Genomic DNA, 17,450 nt, shown 5'->3' with positions numbered 1-17,450 from the left:
GCTCTTCCAAGGAGGTGGACCACTACCACGCCAACGACAACTACGACGACGCGAACACGTTCGAGCAGGTCAACCCGGTGGGGAGAAATAGTTGTCGCCGCGGGGAACGAGTAGTTGACGCTGAGGAGAGGTTGTAGCGTCTCCCGCGCCGCAGGCGCGGGAGAGCTTCTTCGAGGTCGCCACCGTGGGCGGCCTGGTGCTGCGCTTCCCGGTGGGCGCAGACGCGGCCTACGTCGCGCGGCTCCTCGTCACCCTCGCGAGTACGAGTACGGCGGCGGGCACCTGATGCTTCTCCGGCTTCCTCGGACGGTGCGCATCCTGCTGGCGCGCGAGCCCGTCGATATGCGCAAGAGCATCGATGGTCTCACGGCCGTCGTGCGCATGGCGTGGAAGGAGGACCTCTACGCCGGCCACCTCTTCGTCTTCGTGTCGCGCCGAGGGTCGTCGCTCACGAATCGGAACGCTTCTTGGGCGTCCCGACGCCTTCCTGAGCGAACCAGGCCACGGCTTTTGAGAGGATGTCGCGCTCCTCTCGCAGCACCTTCACCTCGCGCCGCAAGCGGGCTACCCGTGCGAGATGCGGCGGCCGAAGGTCCCGTCCCAGTTCCGTCCGAGGGCCCGTCCAAAGCTCGCGATGCCCCTCCAAATCGCGGCACGTGGCGCTGGAAATGGAACCTGCTGCCCGTCGTCTGGATTGACGAGAAACCGTTGAAGGGTCGAGTGAGCAGCGAAGGCGTCACGAATATCAGGCAGAAGATCATTGCCTCGGGTAACGACCAGCAGCCGACCAATCCCCTTGGACGTGAAAAACTCCGCGCTCGGGAAATCGCTCGCAAAGACATACCAACGATTGTCGAAGTCGAAAGCGCGAGGCGAAGTTCCCGAGCCTGACTGTCGCCCGGAGTCGAGCAGGAAGACGGGCGGGCCTGATGGCTTTTCTGGCAGGTCTGGGACCGCGCCGAGCAAGGCCCGAATCACGTCCCAGGTTTCAAGCACTTCTCCTTCCCCGTGAACCGTGTTGAACATGGGCACGACGCACCACCCCTTCCGGCCGAGCGCCACGCCCATCGCGATCGACTCCAACGCGGGCAAGTCCAGCACGGCGGCCACATCATTGCCCTCCGGTTTCCACTGAAGGTGGGCGACGGCTGATGGCAGTGGCTCCACGCCGTCAACCGCAGCCGCGAGCAATGATGGCTTCAGGAAATGAGCCCATGGCCCGGCCGCAGCCATCCACCGAGCAAGTACGTTGGCCTGATTCATTCTTCCTCCACAAGGACCACAGCTTCCTGTGCAGCAGCACCTATCACCCGCGTTGGACTGAGTCGCGCATACCCCCCGGCACGCTTTCCCCCGACGACGAAGATGCCGATGCACGGAAACCTCGGCCCCTCGGGAGTGTCGAGCGTCGAGCTCTCGAACCGTCGCTGCGCGACCCAGCCTGTCGGATTTCGACTTGCCCTCTTCCACAGGGCACCAGCCACCGCGGAGACCGTCGAGCCATCCAAGACGATGTTGGCGCCCTCATGGCCGAAAGCGGGCTTGAGCACCCAGCCGGTCTCGGCTTCCATCTTGGCCAGCGGTGCCTTCGTCTCGGGCAGAAGGCGCCCCCACGTTGGGAGCGCCGACTGTAGCTCTGGCCAGACAAGCGGGAACCGCTTGGATTGAACCAGGAGCGTGCTCAGGGGGTTCGAGACTCGCTCGGACGAGAACAGCTCTTTCCATCCACATTCACCGGGGAGCTGTTCAAGCCAGTCACCCGGGAGAAATCGGTACACGGCATCAAGGCTTTGAGCTCCGGAAGGCGTTGCGATACGGAGACCGGGGCGCAACTGTGACGGATGAAAGAGCCAGGTCTTCAGACCGCGTTCTTGAAGGCGGCGGGCGAGGTAAAGGACGACCTGTCGGTCTTCGGAGTAGTTGGCGAGGTGCGCCAGGCCGACGTTCGCCCCGCGACCCAGTCGCTGAGCGAAGGCCTCGGCGAATTCGCCAGCGGGGTCCGCAGGCGCCTCGAGGCCAAGGAGCGAGGCAAGAATGCTTCCCACCCCCGATGCCTCCAGGAGCCCTCCGGCAACGTCGCAGTTGCTCTCCGTGATGCGGAAGCCGTCATCCGTCGGATGAAAATCAAACCGCGTGTACCTCGGGGCATCCGACCAGGGTGCTCCGCGAAGGCAGGATGCGGTCTTCCTGGAAAGCCCCAGAAAGGCGTGCAGCTCAGGGCGATCCAACAGTTCTCGCTCGGCGTTCACCGCCTCTTGGACGAGGGCTTCGGCCATGTCCCCAAGCTCGTTCCAGAGCCGGCTGGAAACAATGAGGGGAAAGCGGCACATCGTAGGCTGGTCGCCCGCCCCGAGATTCCATTTATGGCATTCGAGAATCGCCCGATGGGTCAACTCCTCGTACAAGTCACCCCTGAACGGCGCCCCAACATGCATTTCAGACATCATCACGTGCCTGCTCGTCGACGGTGCGGTCACTGCTGGCCAGACAGGTTTCGATGTAGGTGGTGAAACGAGGCGGAGGTTCCACCCCCTCCGCCAGAATTCGTTCATTGGAGAAGGCGCCGTAGGGAAGCTGCGAAAACCTGGCGCACTCCGCGATGGCACCGACCGTCCAAGGTTGGAAGCCGGCGACGGTCCATGCAGGGTGGCCGGAAAGGGCAGCGACCTGAACGCGCTCGTGCGCTGGGGATGCCTGCCCCAGCTCCGCGAACCTGTTGCGAATGACCGCCCACGTCTCGGACGATCCTTCTCCAGCGGAGATGTGATACCGAACTCGCGCCAAGGACCGCTTCAGCAGCAGGTGGACGCTGGCTTCCGCAGCCCAATCAACGGGCACAATGTCTCGTCGCTGGACATCGGAAAAGGGACTGATCCCGGCTTTTGCCAGTGCTCGGTAGTACCAAAAAAGGCTGGCGGACGGTTTCACCCCCAACCGCGTGTGGCCCACGACAATCGACGGGCGAGCGATCACCAGAGGCAATCTGCTCGACTCCTCCAAGAGCACCTCGGCCTCGGCCTTGGTCCGCGTGTACTCAGCGACGTGCTGGTCTGATGAGCGCATGTCCTCCTGGACGAGCCCTACATCGACCACGCCAAGACGGTACGCGGTGCCCACGAATAGGAACCGCTCCAGTTTCGCCGCTCCCACGAGGGCGCGTGCGAGGGACCTCGTCCCCTCGACGTTCGTCTCGCGTGCTGTACGGACCGACCGGAACGAAGTGTGGGCCGCCGCATGGACGACGTGGGTCAACCTTCCGAGTATTTCCCGAGGAAGAACAAGCTCGTTCAGGGACCCGCGAACCACAACCACCCGACCGGCCCCTGGGCTCCGCACATCGAAGCGGCCCAACGCTTCTATGACCCGTTCATCGGCATGGTCCGAATCACGAGAACGAACCAGCAGGACAACCTGTTCGACACGCGCATCGGACAGGAGTCGGGCAAGAATCGCACCTCCGACGAAGCCGGTCGCTCCCGTCAAAAACACAGTGGCCATCGGGTGATGTCCTCCCAGCCGCTTCAGTCACCACCACATGTCGCGGTCAATTCCAGCCCGGGTCATGGACCCAAGCCTCGAGGCCCTCTCAAGGACATCGGCCTCGGCGACGGTTCGCTACTTCAGCATGAACGTCGTGACGACGTAGCGCTTTCCCTCGTAGGTCTTGGCAAGGTTTGGCCGTGGCGCTCATTTGAACGACCGATGGCATTCCGCATCTAGATACACGCGCACCTTTGCACGAGCCCCGGGAGCCCGTCACGACGGGGCACGGCGAAGACTTACCGAGAACGTCCGCCTCGAGCGCCTGCCAGGCGATGGACTTCTTCGCGAAGGCGATGAAGCGAAGGTTCGCTTCATCCACGCGGAGAAGGCTTCCATGTCGGTGGCCTTCATGTGCCGCCAACTGGGTGGCTCTCGCTCGGACTTCATGAAGAAGCCCTACTACGGCCTCCTCACCTTCGACGAGGTGGACCAGCTCATCGAGGCCGCCGAGCCCCAGGACGTGGCCCTGTTGACGACGTCGCCCAAGACGGAGAGCTACGGCAAGGGGAACTCCCCAGGCTTCAGTGGCCGGCCATCGACCTCGTGCGCGCCAAGCTCCACTTCAAACGGACCATCTGGCGCGGCGTCGAAGGCCCGCCCAAGGGCGGCAGCCCCCGGACGGTGGACCTCCCGCACCCCGTCGTGGACGCACTAGAACGGGGAGCACCGCACCCCAGGGATGAGGGACCACCTTCCCATCCCCCCTGAAGCGGGCGGGAATCACCCGCGAGACGGGCACCGTCGGTCGGCATGGCCTGCGACACACCTACGGCAGCCACCTCTCCATGAAGGGCGTGCCCTTGAAGGTCATCCAGGAGCTGATGGGCCACGCCACCCTCGACATCAGTCCCCAGGTGAAGCAGGACGCCGTGAAGCGCTTGCCCCCCATGCTGCCGCTTGGGACCTGCGTACGCCCCGACATGCCGGCGGTCGCCTGAAACGAAAAAAGCCCCCGAGTCTTTCGACTCGGAGGCTCTTATCGGAGTGCCCAGGGCGGGATTCGAACCCGCACACCTTTCGGCGCCACCCCCTCAAGATGGTGTGTCTACCAGTTCCACCACCTGGGCGTTTCTGCGCGGTCCATCTACACCACCGCACCCAATCACGCAACGACAATCTGAACCGCTGCGTGATGGGATTCGTTCCTGCGTCCGACTACTGCTGCTGCGCGGGGGCGGACTGGCCCTCCGCCGGCGCGGCCGGAGCCTCGCCGCGCGGCTGCTCCACCTGGCCCGGGGCCGCCTGCTGCCCCGCGGCCGGGGTGGACTGCTCGGCCGGCGCCGCGGCGCCCGGGGTCGCCGGAGCCTGGGCCGCCGGAGGCGTCGCCACCGAACCACCCGCCGCCACCGAGGAGCGCAGGCCCACGAACGACAGGCCCAGCGACGTGAAGAAGAACAAGCCGGCGCAGACACCCGTCAGCTTGCTGAGGAACGTCACCGCCCCACGGCCGCCGAAGGCACTGGTGGCCGCGCCACCGCCGAGCGCGGAGCCCATGCCCGCGTCCTTACCCGGCTGCAGCAGGATGACGAAGATCATGAACACGCAGACGAGTACGTGGATGGTCGTGACGAAGATCAGCATGAGGACTCTTCCAAACGTTCCGTGAAAAGGAGGCGCACCTTATTGCACCTTTTGGTGCCTGGGTAGCAGCAAAATGGTGGGACTCCCGGGACTACCGGGTGGCCGCCTGGACGATGGCCGCGAAATCGCCCGCCTTGAGGCTCGCCCCACCGACGAGGGCCCCGTCCACGTCCGGCTGCCCGAGCAGCTCGGCCGCGTTGTCCGGCTTCACACTCCCGCCGTACTGGATGCGCACCCGCCCGGCCGTCTCCCCGTCGTACAGCCGGCCGATCAGCCCGCGGATCGCCGCATGGACCTCCTGCGCCTGCGCCGACGTGGCGTTGCGCCCCGTCCCGATGGCCCACACCGGCTCATAGGCCAGCACGAAACCACCTACATCCCGGGCCTCGAACCCGGCCAGCGCCCCGCGAACCTGGCGCTCCACCACCGCCAGCGTCTGGTTCGCCTCGCGCTCCGCCAGCGTCTCGCCCACGCAGAGGATGGGCGTCATCTTGGCGGCCAGCACCGCCTTGGCCTTCTTGTTCACCATCTCGTCCGTCTCGCCGAACAGCTGCCGGCGCTCGGAGTGGCCCACGATGACGTAGGCACACCCCAGCTCCGCCAGCATGGGCGCGGACACCTCACCGGTGAACGCCCCGGACGACTCCCAGTGGCAGTTCTGCGCCGCCAGCTGGAGGGGCGCCCCCTCCAGCGCGACGTGCAGCGGCTGCAGCGCCACGAACGTCGGCGCCACCACCACCTCCACCAGGTCCCCCACGGAGGCCACCGCCCCCCGCAGCTCCCGCACCAGTGCCAGCGCCTCCGGCACCGTCTTGTTCATCTTCCAGTTGCCGGCGACGATCTTCCGACGACGAGCCGCGGTGGTCATGCATCCCCCAGTGGAGAGTTGGTGTCGTGACGGGCGCGGAGCCTACCGCGTTTCCAGCGCCTTGATGCCCGGCAGCTCGCGGCCTTCCAGGAACTCCAGCGACGCCCCGCCGCCGGTGGACACGTGGCTGAGCTTGTCTGCCAGCCCCATCTGCTCCACCGCCGCCGCGCTGTCGCCACCGCCGATGACGGTGGTGGCCTGCGTGTTGTTCGCCATCGCCGTGCCCACCGAGCGCGTGCCCTCGGCGAACTTCGCGACCTCGAACAGGCCCATGGGCCCGTTCCACACCACCGTGCGCGCGTCGCGGATGTGCTGCGTGAAGATGGACCGCGTCTTGGGACCGATGTCCAGGCCCATCATGTCCTTGGGGACGACGTTGTCCGCCGTCTCCTGCGCGGGGCTCTTGTCCGTCGGCTCGGTGCCGACGATGTGGTCCACCGGCAGGACGATGGGCGTCTTCAGCCGGTGCGCCGCCTCGAGGATGCGCGTGGCGAGCGACAGCTTGTCCTCCTCCACCCGGCTCTTGCCCACCTCGACGCCCTGCGCCTTGAGGAAGGTGTACGCCATGGCGCCGCCGATGAGCAGCGCGTCCACCTTGGGCAGCAGGTTCTCGATGACCTTGATCTTGTCGCTGACCTTCGAGCCCCCGAGGATGGCCACGAAGGGCTTCTCCGGGTTCTTGAGCACGCGGCCCAGGTACTCGATCTCCTTCTTCATCAGGAGCCCCGCCGCCTTCTCCTTCACGAAGGGCACCATGCCCGCGGTGGAGGCGTGCGCGCGGTGGGCGGTGCCGAAGGCGTCATTGACGTAGACGTCCGCCAGCGCCGCCAGCTCGCGGGCGAAGGACTCGTCGTTGGCCTCCTCCTCCTTGTGGAAGCGCAGGTTCTCCAGGACGACGACCTGCCCCTCCTTCAGCTCCTTCACCTGCTTCTTCACGCCGTCCCCGACACAGTCGTCCGCGAGGATGACCTCGTGCTTGGGGCCGAGCAGCTCGGCCAGCCGCTGGGCGACCGGCTCGAGCGACAGCTTCGGGTCCTGGCCCTTGGGCCGGCCCAGGTGGGAGGCCAGGATGACCTTCCCGCCCAGCTCCAGCGCGCGCCGGATGGTGGGCAGCGCCTCGCGGATGCGGGTGTCGTCCGTCACGCGGCGGCCCTCCAGCGGGACGTTGAAGTCCACGCGGATGAAGGTGCGCTTGCCGGTGAGCTGCAGCTCGTCGATGTAGCGGATCATCTCGGTCTCCCCTCTGCGCCCGACAATCCTCAGACGCCCTTGGACACGAGGAACTTCGCCGTGTCGACCATGCGGTTGGAGAAGCCCCACTCGTTGTCGTACCAGGCCATGACCTTGAGCAGGTTGTCGCCCATCACGAAGCAGTTGGTGGAGTCGAAGATGGCCGAGTGCGGGTTGCCGTTGTAGTCGACCGACACCGTCTGCGCGTCGCTGAACTCCAGGATGCCCTTGAGCGGGCCGGCGGCGGCCTGGCGGTACGCCTCGATGACCTCCTCGGCGGTGACCTTCTTCGCGGTGTTCACCGTCAGGTCCACCAGCGACACGTTCGGGGTGGGCACGCGCACCGCCAGGCCGTGCATCTTGCCCTTCAACTGCGGAATCACCTCACCGATGGCCTTCGCGGCGCCGGTGCTGGTGGGGATCATCGACAGCGCGGCGGCGCGGGCGCGGCGCATGTCCTCGTGGGTGAGGTCCAGGATGCGCTGGTCGTTGGTGTAGCTGTGCACCGTCGTCATCAGGCCCTTCTCGATGCCGAAGTTGTCCACCAGCACCTTGGCGATGGGCGCCAGGCAGTTGGTCGTGCAGGACGCGTTCGACACGATGTGGTGCTTGGACGGGTCGTACTCCTGGTGGTTGATGCCGTAGGCGATGGTGAGGTCCGGGCCCTTGGCCGGCGCGGAGATGAGGACCTTCTTGGCGCCCGCGGCCAGGTGCTTCGCCGCCGCGTCACGCGCCGTGAAGCGGCCCGTGCACTCCAGGACGACGTCCACGTTCAGGCTCTTCCAGGGCAGCGCCGTGGGGTCCTTCTCCGCGGTGACGGCGATCTCCTTGCCGTCCACCACGATGCCCTTGTCCGTCGCCTTCACCTCGCCCGGCCAGGTGCGGTGCACGGAGTCGTACTTGAACAGGTGCGCCAGCGCGGACGGCTTGTCCAGGTCGTTGATGGCGACGATCTCCAGGTCCTCCTTGCGGCTGAGCGCCGCGCGCAGGATGCAGCGACCGATTCGACCGAAGCCATTGATGGCGATGCGGGTAGCCATGTTCGTGTCTCCTAGGAGTGGTGGGCGACCAGGGGCACCCACGGATCTTCACGTCAGGAAAAGAGGGCCGCCGACCGTAGGCACGCCAACCCGCCGAGTCAACGCTTCCCGTGTCCCGCGCGACGACGCGCGCGTCGAAGCTGAACAATCACTCCGAGCAACAGCCAGGCCCCCGCCCCCGTTCCCCCGCCAGCCCCACAGCCGCAGCCGGAGTCGCCGAGCGGATAGAACTGCGGCAGCACGTCCACCACGATGGGGTCCGGAGGCTCCGGCGGGTGCGGGTCCACCCCGCGCGGCGCCACGCAGCCGGACAGCAGCCCGCCTCCCGTGTCGCCCGCGTCGTCGACGGGCGGGGACCCGGGCGCGGGGAAGCCCGCGCGCACCAGGAACGCGGACAGCAGCCGCGCCCGCGCCGCGGGGCCGACCACGGCCTCGAACGGCACGCCCAGCAGGAGCACCTGCCCCCCCGGCGCGGAGGCCACCCCCGCCACCCCGTTCGTCCCGGTGTAGCGCAGCACCGCCGAGCCCCCCGACGCGGGCGTCAGCACGTCCGTCACGCCCACCGGGTAGGCCCCCTTCGTGCCGTCGTCCAGCGTCACCCCCGTCAGCTCCGACAGGTAGTCCGCGCCGGGAATCCCCTCCACGGCGAGCGGCGGCGTCCCTCCGGCCGGCGAGGCCCGGAGGATGTCCGCGAGGAAGGCCTTGTCGTCGGCCGAGCCCACCGCGAGCGCGGACGCCACCTGGCTGCCGGACAGCAGGAGGTGCCCTCCGCCGGCGACGAAGGCGCGCAGCGCGTCCTGCTCGGCGCGCGTCGGCCGGGCGCCCTCCACGCCACCCCGGCCGGTGAACCAGTCCACCACCTCGTAGCCCGCGCCCGGGGAGATCAACCCGGCGGCCACCGCCGCGCTCGTCGCGCTGTCGAACGCCAGGCCGGAGTACGCCACCGCGTCGCCGTGCCGCCGCGCATAGCTGCCGTCGTTCATCGCCTCCACCAGCACCCGCAGCGGCGCCTCCAGGGCGTACGCGTCCAGCGCGACGCCACAGGCCTGGGCCGAGTCGAGCCGCTCGAACGCGTTGACGATGAGCGCGGGCGGCGCGTCTCCCGCGCGCGCGCCGACGATGGCGGACGGGAAGCCCTCTCCGCCCTCGCTCACCGCCGCCACGCGGAAGTAGCGCACCGTGCCGGCCGGAAGCGGCAGGGAGAACAGGGGCTGCGTCACCTCGGTGCCCTCGTCCCAGCCCTTGCCGTCCACGCTCTGGTAGACGCGGTACGCGGTGGGGGCGTCGCGGCCCTCCTCGTCCGGGTTCGCGGCGGGGGCGGCCCAGCGCACCTCGACCGTGCCGGACGCGGCGTTGCGCGCCACCACGGCGGTGGGGGCCTCGGGCGGCAGGCGCACCGCCACGCCGTCCCGCGCGGCGAAGTACTTGATGAGGCCCTGCAGGATGGCGCGCGCGGCGACGCGGCGGAACTCCGGCTCCTTCAGCCGGTTCGAGTCCGCGACGGCGTCGTGGTACGCGACCTCCAGCAGCACGGACGGCATCTCCGGGTTGTGCGCGGGATTCACCTCGCCCAGGTTCGCCGAGCGCAGGTTGCGCACCCGCCAGTTCGGGTCCACCTCGCGGCGGATGTCACGGCCCAGCTCGTCCAGCAGCGCCCGCGCCAGCACGTCGCTGCCGGGCACGCCCGTGAAGTTGAGCGTCCCGTCCACCGGGTTGGGCCCGTACACGTAGCCCTCCGTCCCCACCACCGTGCCCGTCGTGGAGGCGTTGGTGTGCCAGGCCACGTAGACCGCGTCCTCGCCCTCCTCGTGCAACCACGCCGCGAAGCGCGCGCGCGACGTCACGTCCGCGTTGCGCTCGTTGGACAGCGCGTTGGCCCCCGTGGGCGCGTAGACGCCGAAGGGCGCGCCGCTGAACTGGACGTGGTAGCGCGCCGACTCCTCGTAGCGCGGGCGGGGCAGCGCGGCCTGCGCCGCGTCGCCGATGACGCCCCGTCCGCCGCCGAAGCGCACCGCGTCCAGCGACACCGTGGCGCCCTCCTCCGCGTCGTTCATCAACACGACCGACGCCCCCGCGCCCGCCTTGAAATGGAAGCGCCCCAGCAGCACCCACGTCCCGCCGTGGCGGCGCTGGTTGACGCGGAAGTGGCTCTCCCCGCCCGCGTGGCGCACCACGTAGTGCGCGCTCGTCGTGCGCGAGGCGTCCGCGCCATAGGACACGTAGACGTTGTAGGCCCCCTCCGCCGGGATGACCGGCGCCCACGTCGCCGTCGCGGTGGCCGTGGTGGTGGTGACGAGCACCTGGGTGGTGCCCAGGGTGAACGGCTCCACGCCGTTGCCCATGGGCGACGGCGGCGCGCCCCACCCCTTCTGGTCCGTGGGCCGCACGAGGCCCGGGTCCCCCTCGAGGGAGAAGCCCGCCGCGCCGTCGTCGACGATGACCATGTTCGGGTTGAGGTCCGGCTCGCGCACCGGAACCACCGTGGCGCCCGCGCCCATCAGCATGGGCAGCAGGTACTGGTTGAGCACCTCGGCGGAGATGAAGTCCTCCACCACCGCCCACGTGTTGGGCCGCTGCGTGGCCCAGCGCCGCAGGGACGCGTCCCGGTAGAAGCCGTGGCCGGGGCTCAGGTACACGACCTTGCCGGACAGCGCGCCGGTCCGCACCCGCGTCTGGGGAACGCCGGAGAGCGCGGACACCGCCCCCGAGCCGTCCCGCGCCTCGCGCCGCACCACCGGCGCATCGAAGGCCAAGAGCCGCCGCGTCTCGTGCGCGCGCGGTCCCGGCGCTGGCAGGTATTCGACACCCGGCGGCTCCAGGCCGCAGGCGCCCACGTCGTCCGGAGCGACGGAAGGCGCTCCGGCCCAGGCCAGCGACGAGGTCAGGAGGAGGGCACACAGCGCGCCCACCGGGCGTGTCCACGAGAAGTCGGTACTCATGGCGGGCGACCTTACCCATTCACATCCCCACGGCAATCGGAGCCGTGGGTGCTAGCCTGCCCGTCTCTTCAAGCTCCGATGAACGCACCTGCCCGGCCTCCCCCCCACTTCCCCTCCCGTCGCGGGTCGGGGTTCCTCGCCTCGTTCGGGCATGCCTGGGCGGGCCTCATCCACACCGTCGTCCACCAGCGCAACATGCGCGTGCACCTGGTCTCCGCGGTCCTGGTGGGCCTGGTCGGCAGCGGCATCCCCCTGGGGCTCGCGGAGAAGGTGACGCTCATCTTCTGCGTCCTGCTCATCTTCTTCGCCGAAATCCTCAACAGCGCCCTGGAGCACCTGGTCGACCTGGCGGTGAACCACTTCGACGAGAAGGCCCGCCTCACCAAGGACGCCGCCGCCGCGGGCGTGCTCGTGCTCGCCCTGGGCACGGTGGTCATCTTCGCCGCCATCCTCGTGCACAACTGGGAGACGGTGCGCACCAGCACGGACGCCATCGTCCGGCAGGTGGCGCTCGGCCTGCCCCTCACCGCGTGCGTGCTCGTCCTCGTGCTGCCCCAGCCGCGCCCCGCATGGGTGGACGTGCTCGCGTTCCTGGGGGGCTGCGGGCTCCTGGCCGTCCTGGCCCAGCGCTCGGCGAGCCTGGTGTTCTCCGCGATGACCGCGGGCCTGCTCTTCGTCGCCGGCTCGAGCGCCTGGACCCGCAGGCGCGAAGCGCGCTCCACGGCCCCTCCAGCGGGCGATTCCCCAGTCAATGGACACGAAAAAGCCGGCTGACGCCGGCTCGGGTTCGACCCTTCCACCTCGCGGGCGGGGGCCCCGGAAAACCCGTCCGGAGCCCGCCCACCCGCGGGGGGCGTGGAACATCAGGCGGTCGCCCTCAGGCGCGCTGCTGCCACTCGGCGCCCTGCTCCTGGGGCGCGGCGACGGCGACCTCCTTGTCGCCTTCCTTGAGGTCCGACGTCACCAGATCGAGCAACTCCGTGGCGATGCCGATGACCTGGTGCGGGGTGTAGCCGCTCGCGCGAAGCTGGTTGAAGAAGGTGCGCGCCAGGATCCGGGTGCCCTTTTGATCGGTGCTCACTGTGGATGCCTCCAATTTCGGGCGGCGGGAATGAGGGGGGCCGCCGCGTAATCACTCCGGGCCAAGGATTCAACCCTCGTGCCAGTCGTTCTCTTCCAAACGGATTCCTCAACAGTTCCCAGGGGTTGGAGGTCCAAAGGGGCAGGAATGAGTCCTGACGCGGTGCGAAGCGGGCTTCGCACCCGGGGGACACGCCGGGGAAAAGGCAGGGGGCGGGTGCATCGGCGGGTACGCACCTGGCGCGCGGTGCGGGCTCCCGTGGTTTCAAGTGCTTGCAATCTTTCAAGGGGGTGGAGCAGATACGCGCCCCCCATCAGGAGCAAACGGACATGGCGTTTCGGGTGAACAACATCGGGCTGTGGCTGGACGAGCCGGAGGAGCTGCTCGGTCAGCGCGCCGCGGAGAAGCTGGGCGTCACCCGCTCCGACCTGGCGTCCGTGCGGGTGGTGCGGTCGGTGCTCGACGCCCGCAAGAAGGGGAGCCCCCGCTACATCTACACGCTGGAAGTGGAGATGGCGCCGGGGCGCAAGCCGGCGACGCTGCCGCCGGACGTGGGCGAGGTGCCCCCGCCTCCGGAGCTGCTGCCGTCGGTGAAGCCGCCCGAGCAGTGGCCCATCATCATCGGCACGGGGCCCGCGGGGTTGTTCTGCGCGCTGGGGCTGCTCGAGCGCGGCGTGCGCAGCATCCTCATCGAGCGGGGCCGCGAGGTGGTGTCGCGCCGCAAGGACGTCGCGAAGCTGATGCGCGACGGCACGCTCGACCCGGAGAGCAACATGAACTTCGGCGAGGGCGGCGCCGGGGCCTACACGGACGGCAAGCTGTCCACGCGCATCAACCACCCCATGGTGCGCAAGGTCATCGAGGCGTTCGCCCGCTACGGCGCCCCGGACCACATCCTCATCGAGGGCAAGCCGCACATCGGGTCGGACCTCCTGCCGGGCGCGGTGGCGAAGCTGCGCGAGGAGCTCATCGCCGGCGGGTGCCAGGTCCACTTCGGGCTGCGGGTGGACGACCTGCTCTACCGCGACGGCCGGGTGGCCGGGGTGAAGCTGTCCGACGGGCGGACGCTGGAGAGCGACCGCGTCATCCTCGCGCCGGGCAACTCCGCGCGGGAGCTGTACGAGCGCTTCGCCGCCGACGGCCGCGTCAGCGTGGAGGCCAAGCCCTTCGCCCTGGGCTTCCGCGCCGAGCACCCCCAGACGCTCATCAACGGCATCCAGTACGGCGGCGCGGCGAAGAACCCGAAGCTGCCCCCGGCCGACTACAAGCTGGCGGAGAACCTGGACGTGGACGGAGAGGTGCGGGGCGTCTACTCGTTCTGCATGTGCCCCGGCGGCATCGTCGTGCCCACGCCCACCCAGGACGGCCTGCAGTGCACCAACGGCATGAGCAACTCGCGCCGCAACGCGCGCTTCGCCAACGCCGGCATCGTCGTCTCCGTGTCCGTGGCGGACTTCGAACGCGAGGGCTTCCGGGGGCCGCTGGCGGGCCTCGAGTTCCAGCGCCACTGGGAGCAGAAGGCGTACGAGCTGGGCGGGGGCCGCTTCTTCGCGCCCGCGCAGACCATCCCGGACTACCTCGCCGGCCGCGTGAAGAAGGACCCGGGCGACACGAGCTACCGGCCGGGGCTGGCGCACGTGGACCTGAACCGGCTGTTCCCCGCGCGACTCACCACCTCCATCAAGCAGGCGCTGAAGACGTTCGACCGGAAGATGCGCGGCTTCATCAGCGACGAGGGCAAGCTCATCGGCATCGAGAGCCGCACGTCCTCGCCCGTGCGCATCACCCGGGGCGACGACCTCCAGTCGGTGTCCATGCGGGGCCTCTATCCGGCGGGCGAGGGCTGCGGGTACGCGGGCGGCATCGTCTCTTCGGCCATTGATGGCCTGCGGGTCGCGGAGCAGATTGCCACCGAGCTGTCGTAAGGCCCCAGGCGCGACGAAGGAGGTCGTCATGCGGTACGTCGTGCGCACGCCCGAAGGTGAGTTGACCTACCCCAGCCTGGGGGACGTGGAGCGGGCCTATGTCCAGGGCCTCGTCGATCCCGACGACGAGGTGCGCGAGGAGAGCGCCTCCCAGTGGCGCAAGGCGGGCAGCCTGCCCGTGCTGGCGCGCGCGCGGCGGCCCGCCACGGGGCTGGCGGCGCGCGGGCAGTGGCTGCCGGTGGCCGGGGTGGTGCTGCTGGGCGCCGTGGCCCTCTCCCTGGTGTTCCGCGACTCGTGGAGGCTGCGCGTGCTGGGCATCATCCTCGCCCTGGTGGCCAGCTCCATGCTCACCCGCGTGACGTTCAAGGCCTTCAAGCGGACGCCACCGTCGTCCTGAGGCCCGCTCCCTCCCCTGCCCCCCAGCGCGACGGCCCGGCGCCCGCCGCCATCGGCAAGCGCACGGCCCATGTTGTCCGCTGGAAGTCGTCCGCGGGCATCCAGGCTCGCGGCGCCACGAGAGGGGAGGACGCGCCGTGCTCAGCACCTATCTGTCCCGGGACGCCGCCCGTCGGCTGCGACATGGCGCGCCCTGGTTGCGCCGGGAGGACATCGTCTCCATCGAGGGTACGCCCCGGCCCGGCGAGCCCGTGCGCCTGGTGGACGAGGACGGGGTGGTGCTGGGCCTGGGCGACGTGGACCTCGAGGCCCCCCTGGCCATCCGCCGCCTGGGCTTCCCCGACGAGGCGGTGGAGGGGCTCATCCCCCGCCACCTGCGCCACGCCTTCGAGCGGCGAGCCCAGCTGGTGGACGACCCGCGCTTCTGCCGCGTCGTCAACGACGACGGGGACGGGCTGCCGGGCCTCGTCGTGGACCGGTACGACACGCACTTCGTCGTGCAGACGCTCACCCGCTCCATGGACGCGCGCCACCAGGACATCACCCGCGCGCTGGTGGAGGTGACGGGCGCCAGCTCCGTGCTGCTGCGCAACGACGCCCCCCGCCGCAAGGCCCTGGGCCTGCCCCTCCAGCGCCCCCACGTCCTCTACGGCACCCCACCCCGCTGGAGCCGGTTGCTGGAGCTGGGGGCCCGCTTCACGGTGGACCTCACGTATGGCCAGGGCACGGGCTACGCGTACGACCTGCGCGAGCTGCGCCGCATCGTCGGGCGCATGGCCTGGGGAGGCCGGGTGCTGGATGTCCGCTGCAACGTGGGGGGCCAGTTCGTCCACGCGGGGTTGCATGGCGCCCGCCACATCCTCGCCTTCGACGAGGACGCGGACGCGGCGGACCTGGCGCGGGAGAACGCCGAGGCCAACGGGCTGCTCGGGCGGGTGCTCGTGGAGAAGGGCTCGGCCCTCCAGGCGCTGCGCGCGGTGGGGGAGACGTTCGACCTGGTGCTGCTGGATACACTCGGAGTCGAATCCTCGGAGTCCTTCGTGGAGCACGTCCGGTACGCGCTGCGTCGCACGCGGCACGGGGGCCGGCTGCTCGTGGTCGGGTATCACCCACCCATCCCCCTGGGGGGCTTCGACGAGCTGGTGGCCACCGCCTGCGAGGCCGAGGCGCGCATCGCCACCCGGCTGGCGCGCCCCGGGCTGCCACCCGACCATCCGAGCCTCGCGGGCTCCCCCTGGGCGGAGTACCTGGAGGCCGTGGCGTTGGAGGTCACCTGACGCCCCCGCGCGGCCCTCCGGGGTGCTAGTGTGCGCCGCCGCGATGACCAACGAAAACTCCCCCGAGACCGCGTCCTCCACCCCGGCAGGTTCCGTCGAGACCGTCCGCAAGGTGTACGCGGCCGACCTTCGAGAGAAGGACCGCGTCAACACCGTCTTCCGCGTCACCAAGAAGGAGAAGGTGACCGCCCGCAGTGGCAAGGTCTTCCTCGCGGTGACACTCGTCGACAAGAGCGGCGAGGTGGACGCGCGCGTCTTCGACAAGGTCGACGCGCTCGAGCCCGCGTTCCAGAGCGGGGACTTCGTGCTCGTCCAGGGCGGCGTCATCCAGTTCCACGGCCGCACCCAGGTGGTGGTCGAGGCCGTGGAGCGGTTGGATCCGGAGCCGCTCGACCCCAAGGAGTTCGAGCCGCCCCCGGCCCCGCCCCCGGAGGCGAAGCCCGCCGCCGAGGCGAAGCCGGCGCAGGAGAAGGCCGAGCGCCCCGAGAAGGCCGAGCGTCCCGAGAAGGCCGACAAGGCCCCCGAGGCCCGTCACGAGGGCGGCGGCGGCGGAGCGCGCGCCGCGGGGCTCATCCGCGAGCTCGTCACCGAGCGCGTGGGCGACGCGAACGTGAAGCAGTTGCTCGTGTCCTTCCTGGACGACGCGCAGGTGGCCGCCGCGCTGCCGGTGGCCGCTGGCGCCCGGGGCACGCACCACGCGTGGCGCGGCGGGCTGGCCGAGCACATCCTGTCCGTGCTGCGGCTGACGCTGCGCGTGGCGGACCACTACCCCATGGTGGACCGCGACCTGCTGCTGGCGGGCGCGCTCCTGCGCAACGTGATGAAGGTGGCCGAGGTCTCCGCGGACAAGGGCCACGAGGGCACCGACGAGGGCCGGCTGGTGGGCCACGCGGTGCTCGCCGCCCAGAAGCTCCGCGAGAAGACGCTGGCCATCCCCGGCTTCCCCGCGCTGCTGGAGCAGCACCTCACGCACCTGGTCATCGCCCAGGAGGGCGAGGCCGGCGGCGCCCGGGTGCCGGTGACGCTGGAGGCCCAGGTCGTCCTCACGCTGGACGGGCTGGACTCGCGCATGGCCTCGTGGCTGGAGGCGATGCAGAAGGACTCCGGCAACGAGCGGTGGACGGACGCGGCGCGCCACGCCGACCGGCAGTTGTGGAAGGGCCCCGTGCCCACCAGCCGGGGCCGCGCTCCGGTGGAGGGTGGCTCGGGCCGCCGCAAGTCCCGCGAGGAGAAGCGCAAGGCGCGGGGCGACAAGGCCCCGCAGCAGGGAGGCGCCCAGGCCGAGCAGGGCCAGGCGCCCGCGGAGGGCGGCGCGCAGCCGGCCCCGCGCTCCGAGCAGCGCCCCCCGCGCAAGGAGCGCCCGCCCCGTGAGGAGCGTGCGCCCCGCGAGGAGCGTCCCCGTGGCGAGGAGCGCCCCGCGCGTCCGCCCCGCGAGGAGCGCCCCCCGCGCGACCCCAGCCACCTGCCGAAGGAGCTGACCTTCAAGCCGTTCAGCGCGCTGACCTCCCTGAGCCCCCCCTCGGAGTCGGCGTCGAAGAAGGATGGAGAGGGCTCGTCGGAGAGCTGAGAC

Annotated in this window: 16 protein-coding genes, 1 tRNA gene and 2 pseudogenes; 9 read left to right on the top strand and 10 right to left on the bottom strand. The window is 69.8% G+C overall.

Features of this window, described 5'->3' with window-relative positions; all coding sequences use genetic code 11:
• Nucleotides 1-285: 285 nt before the first annotated feature.
• Nucleotides 286-438, top strand: a pseudogene (gene tnpB, locus LZ198_RS43690) (IS66 family insertion sequence element accessory protein TnpB); the annotation flags it as partial.
• 126 nt (nt 439-564) lie between these two features.
• Here the strand turns inward: tnpB and LZ198_RS23735 are convergent.
• From LZ198_RS23735 to LZ198_RS23725, 3 genes are read right to left on the bottom strand one after another with little or no spacing between them, the layout of a single operon-like run.
• A complete protein-coding gene (locus tag LZ198_RS23735; RefSeq protein ID WP_253974308.1) occupies nt 565-1,263 on the bottom strand; it encodes a hypothetical protein in 699 nt (232 codons plus the stop codon).
• Nucleotides 1,260-2,447: a glutathionylspermidine synthase family protein gene (locus LZ198_RS23730; protein ID WP_253974318.1), complete on the bottom strand. Its 1,188-nt coding sequence runs from the start codon at nt 2,445-2,447 to the stop codon at nt 1,260-1,262. Before LZ198_RS23730 ends, LZ198_RS23735 begins: the two co-directional genes overlap by 4 nt.
• A complete protein-coding gene (locus tag LZ198_RS23725) occupies nt 2,437-3,498 on the bottom strand; it encodes an SDR family oxidoreductase (RefSeq protein ID WP_253974307.1) in 1,062 nt (353 codons plus the stop codon). Before LZ198_RS23725 ends, LZ198_RS23730 begins: the two co-directional genes overlap by 11 nt.
• Nucleotides 3,499-3,877: 379 nt before the next feature.
• Here LZ198_RS23725 and LZ198_RS23720 point away from each other — a divergent pair, with 379 nt between their 5' ends.
• From LZ198_RS23720 to LZ198_RS23715, 3 genes and pseudogenes are all read left to right on the top strand, one after another.
• Nucleotides 3,878-4,198 carry a hypothetical protein gene (locus LZ198_RS23720; RefSeq protein ID WP_253974306.1) on the top strand — a complete coding sequence of 107 codons (321 nt, stop codon included), beginning with the start codon at nt 3,878-3,880 and terminating at the stop codon, nt 4,196-4,198.
• 49 nt (nt 4,199-4,247) lie between these two features.
• Nucleotides 4,248-4,325: pseudogene (locus LZ198_RS43685) on the top strand (tyrosine-type recombinase/integrase); the annotation flags it as partial.
• A 3-nt stretch (nt 4,326-4,328) separates the two neighbouring features.
• The gene (locus LZ198_RS23715; protein WP_253974305.1) at nt 4,329-4,481 is read left to right on the top strand and encodes a hypothetical protein; all 153 of its coding nucleotides are present in this window, start codon (nt 4,329-4,331) and stop codon (nt 4,479-4,481) included.
• A 47-nt stretch (nt 4,482-4,528) separates the two neighbouring features.
• On the opposite strand, the gene LZ198_RS23710 is transcribed toward LZ198_RS23715, so the two are convergent.
• From LZ198_RS23710 to LZ198_RS23685, 6 genes are all read right to left on the bottom strand, one after another.
• A tRNA-Leu gene (locus LZ198_RS23710) sits at nt 4,529-4,610 on the bottom strand.
• A gap of 88 nt (nt 4,611-4,698) precedes the next feature.
• The gene (gene secG, locus LZ198_RS23705; RefSeq protein WP_253974304.1) at nt 4,699-5,124 is read right to left on the bottom strand and encodes a preprotein translocase subunit SecG; all 426 of its coding nucleotides are present in this window, start codon (nt 5,122-5,124) and stop codon (nt 4,699-4,701) included.
• A 91-nt stretch (nt 5,125-5,215) separates the two neighbouring features.
• Nucleotides 5,216-5,992: a triose-phosphate isomerase gene (tpiA, locus tag LZ198_RS23700; RefSeq protein ID WP_253974303.1), complete on the bottom strand. Its 777-nt coding sequence runs from the start codon at nt 5,990-5,992 to the stop codon at nt 5,216-5,218.
• 42 nt (nt 5,993-6,034) lie between these two features.
• Entirely contained in the window at nt 6,035-7,222 is a 1,188-nt protein-coding gene (locus LZ198_RS23695) for a phosphoglycerate kinase (RefSeq protein ID WP_253974302.1), read from the bottom strand.
• Between the two features lie 29 nt (nt 7,223-7,251).
• Nucleotides 7,252-8,262, bottom strand: a complete 1,011-nt coding sequence (gene gap, locus LZ198_RS23690; RefSeq protein WP_253974301.1) for a type I glyceraldehyde-3-phosphate dehydrogenase — start codon at nt 8,260-8,262, stop codon at nt 7,252-7,254.
• A gap of 98 nt (nt 8,263-8,360) precedes the next feature.
• Nucleotides 8,361-11,201, bottom strand: coding sequence for a golvesin C-terminal-like domain-containing protein (locus LZ198_RS23685; RefSeq protein WP_253974300.1), 2,841 nt, complete (start codon nt 11,199-11,201; stop codon nt 8,361-8,363).
• Nucleotides 11,202-11,279: 78 nt separating this feature from the next.
• Between LZ198_RS23685 and LZ198_RS23680 the strand changes: the two genes are divergently transcribed.
• Nucleotides 11,280-11,975, top strand: a complete 696-nt coding sequence (locus tag LZ198_RS23680) for a diacylglycerol kinase family protein (RefSeq protein WP_253974299.1) — start codon at nt 11,280-11,282, stop codon at nt 11,973-11,975.
• Nucleotides 11,976-12,078: 103 nt separating this feature from the next.
• Here the strand turns inward: LZ198_RS23680 and LZ198_RS23675 are convergent, their stop codons facing one another.
• The gene (locus tag LZ198_RS23675) at nt 12,079-12,282 is read right to left on the bottom strand and encodes a hypothetical protein (protein WP_234063818.1); all 204 of its coding nucleotides are present in this window, start codon (nt 12,280-12,282) and stop codon (nt 12,079-12,081) included.
• Nucleotides 12,283-12,611: 329 nt separating this feature from the next.
• Between LZ198_RS23675 and LZ198_RS23670 the strand changes: the two genes are divergently transcribed.
• The 4 genes from LZ198_RS23670 to LZ198_RS23655 all read left to right on the top strand — a co-directional run bounded on the left by LZ198_RS23670 (nt 12,612) and on the right by LZ198_RS23655 (nt 17,447).
• On the top strand, nt 12,612-14,207 hold the full coding sequence (locus LZ198_RS23670) for an NAD(P)/FAD-dependent oxidoreductase (protein ID WP_253974298.1): 1,596 nt from the start codon (nt 12,612-12,614) through the stop codon (nt 14,205-14,207).
• A gap of 28 nt (nt 14,208-14,235) precedes the next feature.
• Nucleotides 14,236-14,604 (top strand): hypothetical protein, encoded by a 369-nt coding sequence (locus LZ198_RS23665; RefSeq protein ID WP_253974297.1) that lies wholly within the window; start codon nt 14,236-14,238, stop codon nt 14,602-14,604.
• A gap of 136 nt (nt 14,605-14,740) precedes the next feature.
• Nucleotides 14,741-15,880 (top strand): class I SAM-dependent rRNA methyltransferase, encoded by a 1,140-nt coding sequence (locus tag LZ198_RS23660; RefSeq protein WP_253974296.1) that lies wholly within the window; start codon nt 14,741-14,743, stop codon nt 15,878-15,880.
• A 43-nt stretch (nt 15,881-15,923) separates the two neighbouring features.
• A complete protein-coding gene (locus LZ198_RS23655; protein ID WP_253974295.1) occupies nt 15,924-17,447 on the top strand; it encodes an OB-fold nucleic acid binding domain-containing protein in 1,524 nt (507 codons plus the stop codon).
• Nucleotides 17,448-17,450: the final 3 nt, after the last annotated feature.

It is taken from the genome of Myxococcus dinghuensis, from assembly GCF_024198235.1.
Lineage (GTDB): Bacteria > Myxococcota > Myxococcia > Myxococcales > Myxococcaceae > Myxococcus > Myxococcus dinghuensis.
Note: the sequence above shows the minus strand (reverse complement) of the source record. Positions and strands in the feature narration are given on the sequence as shown.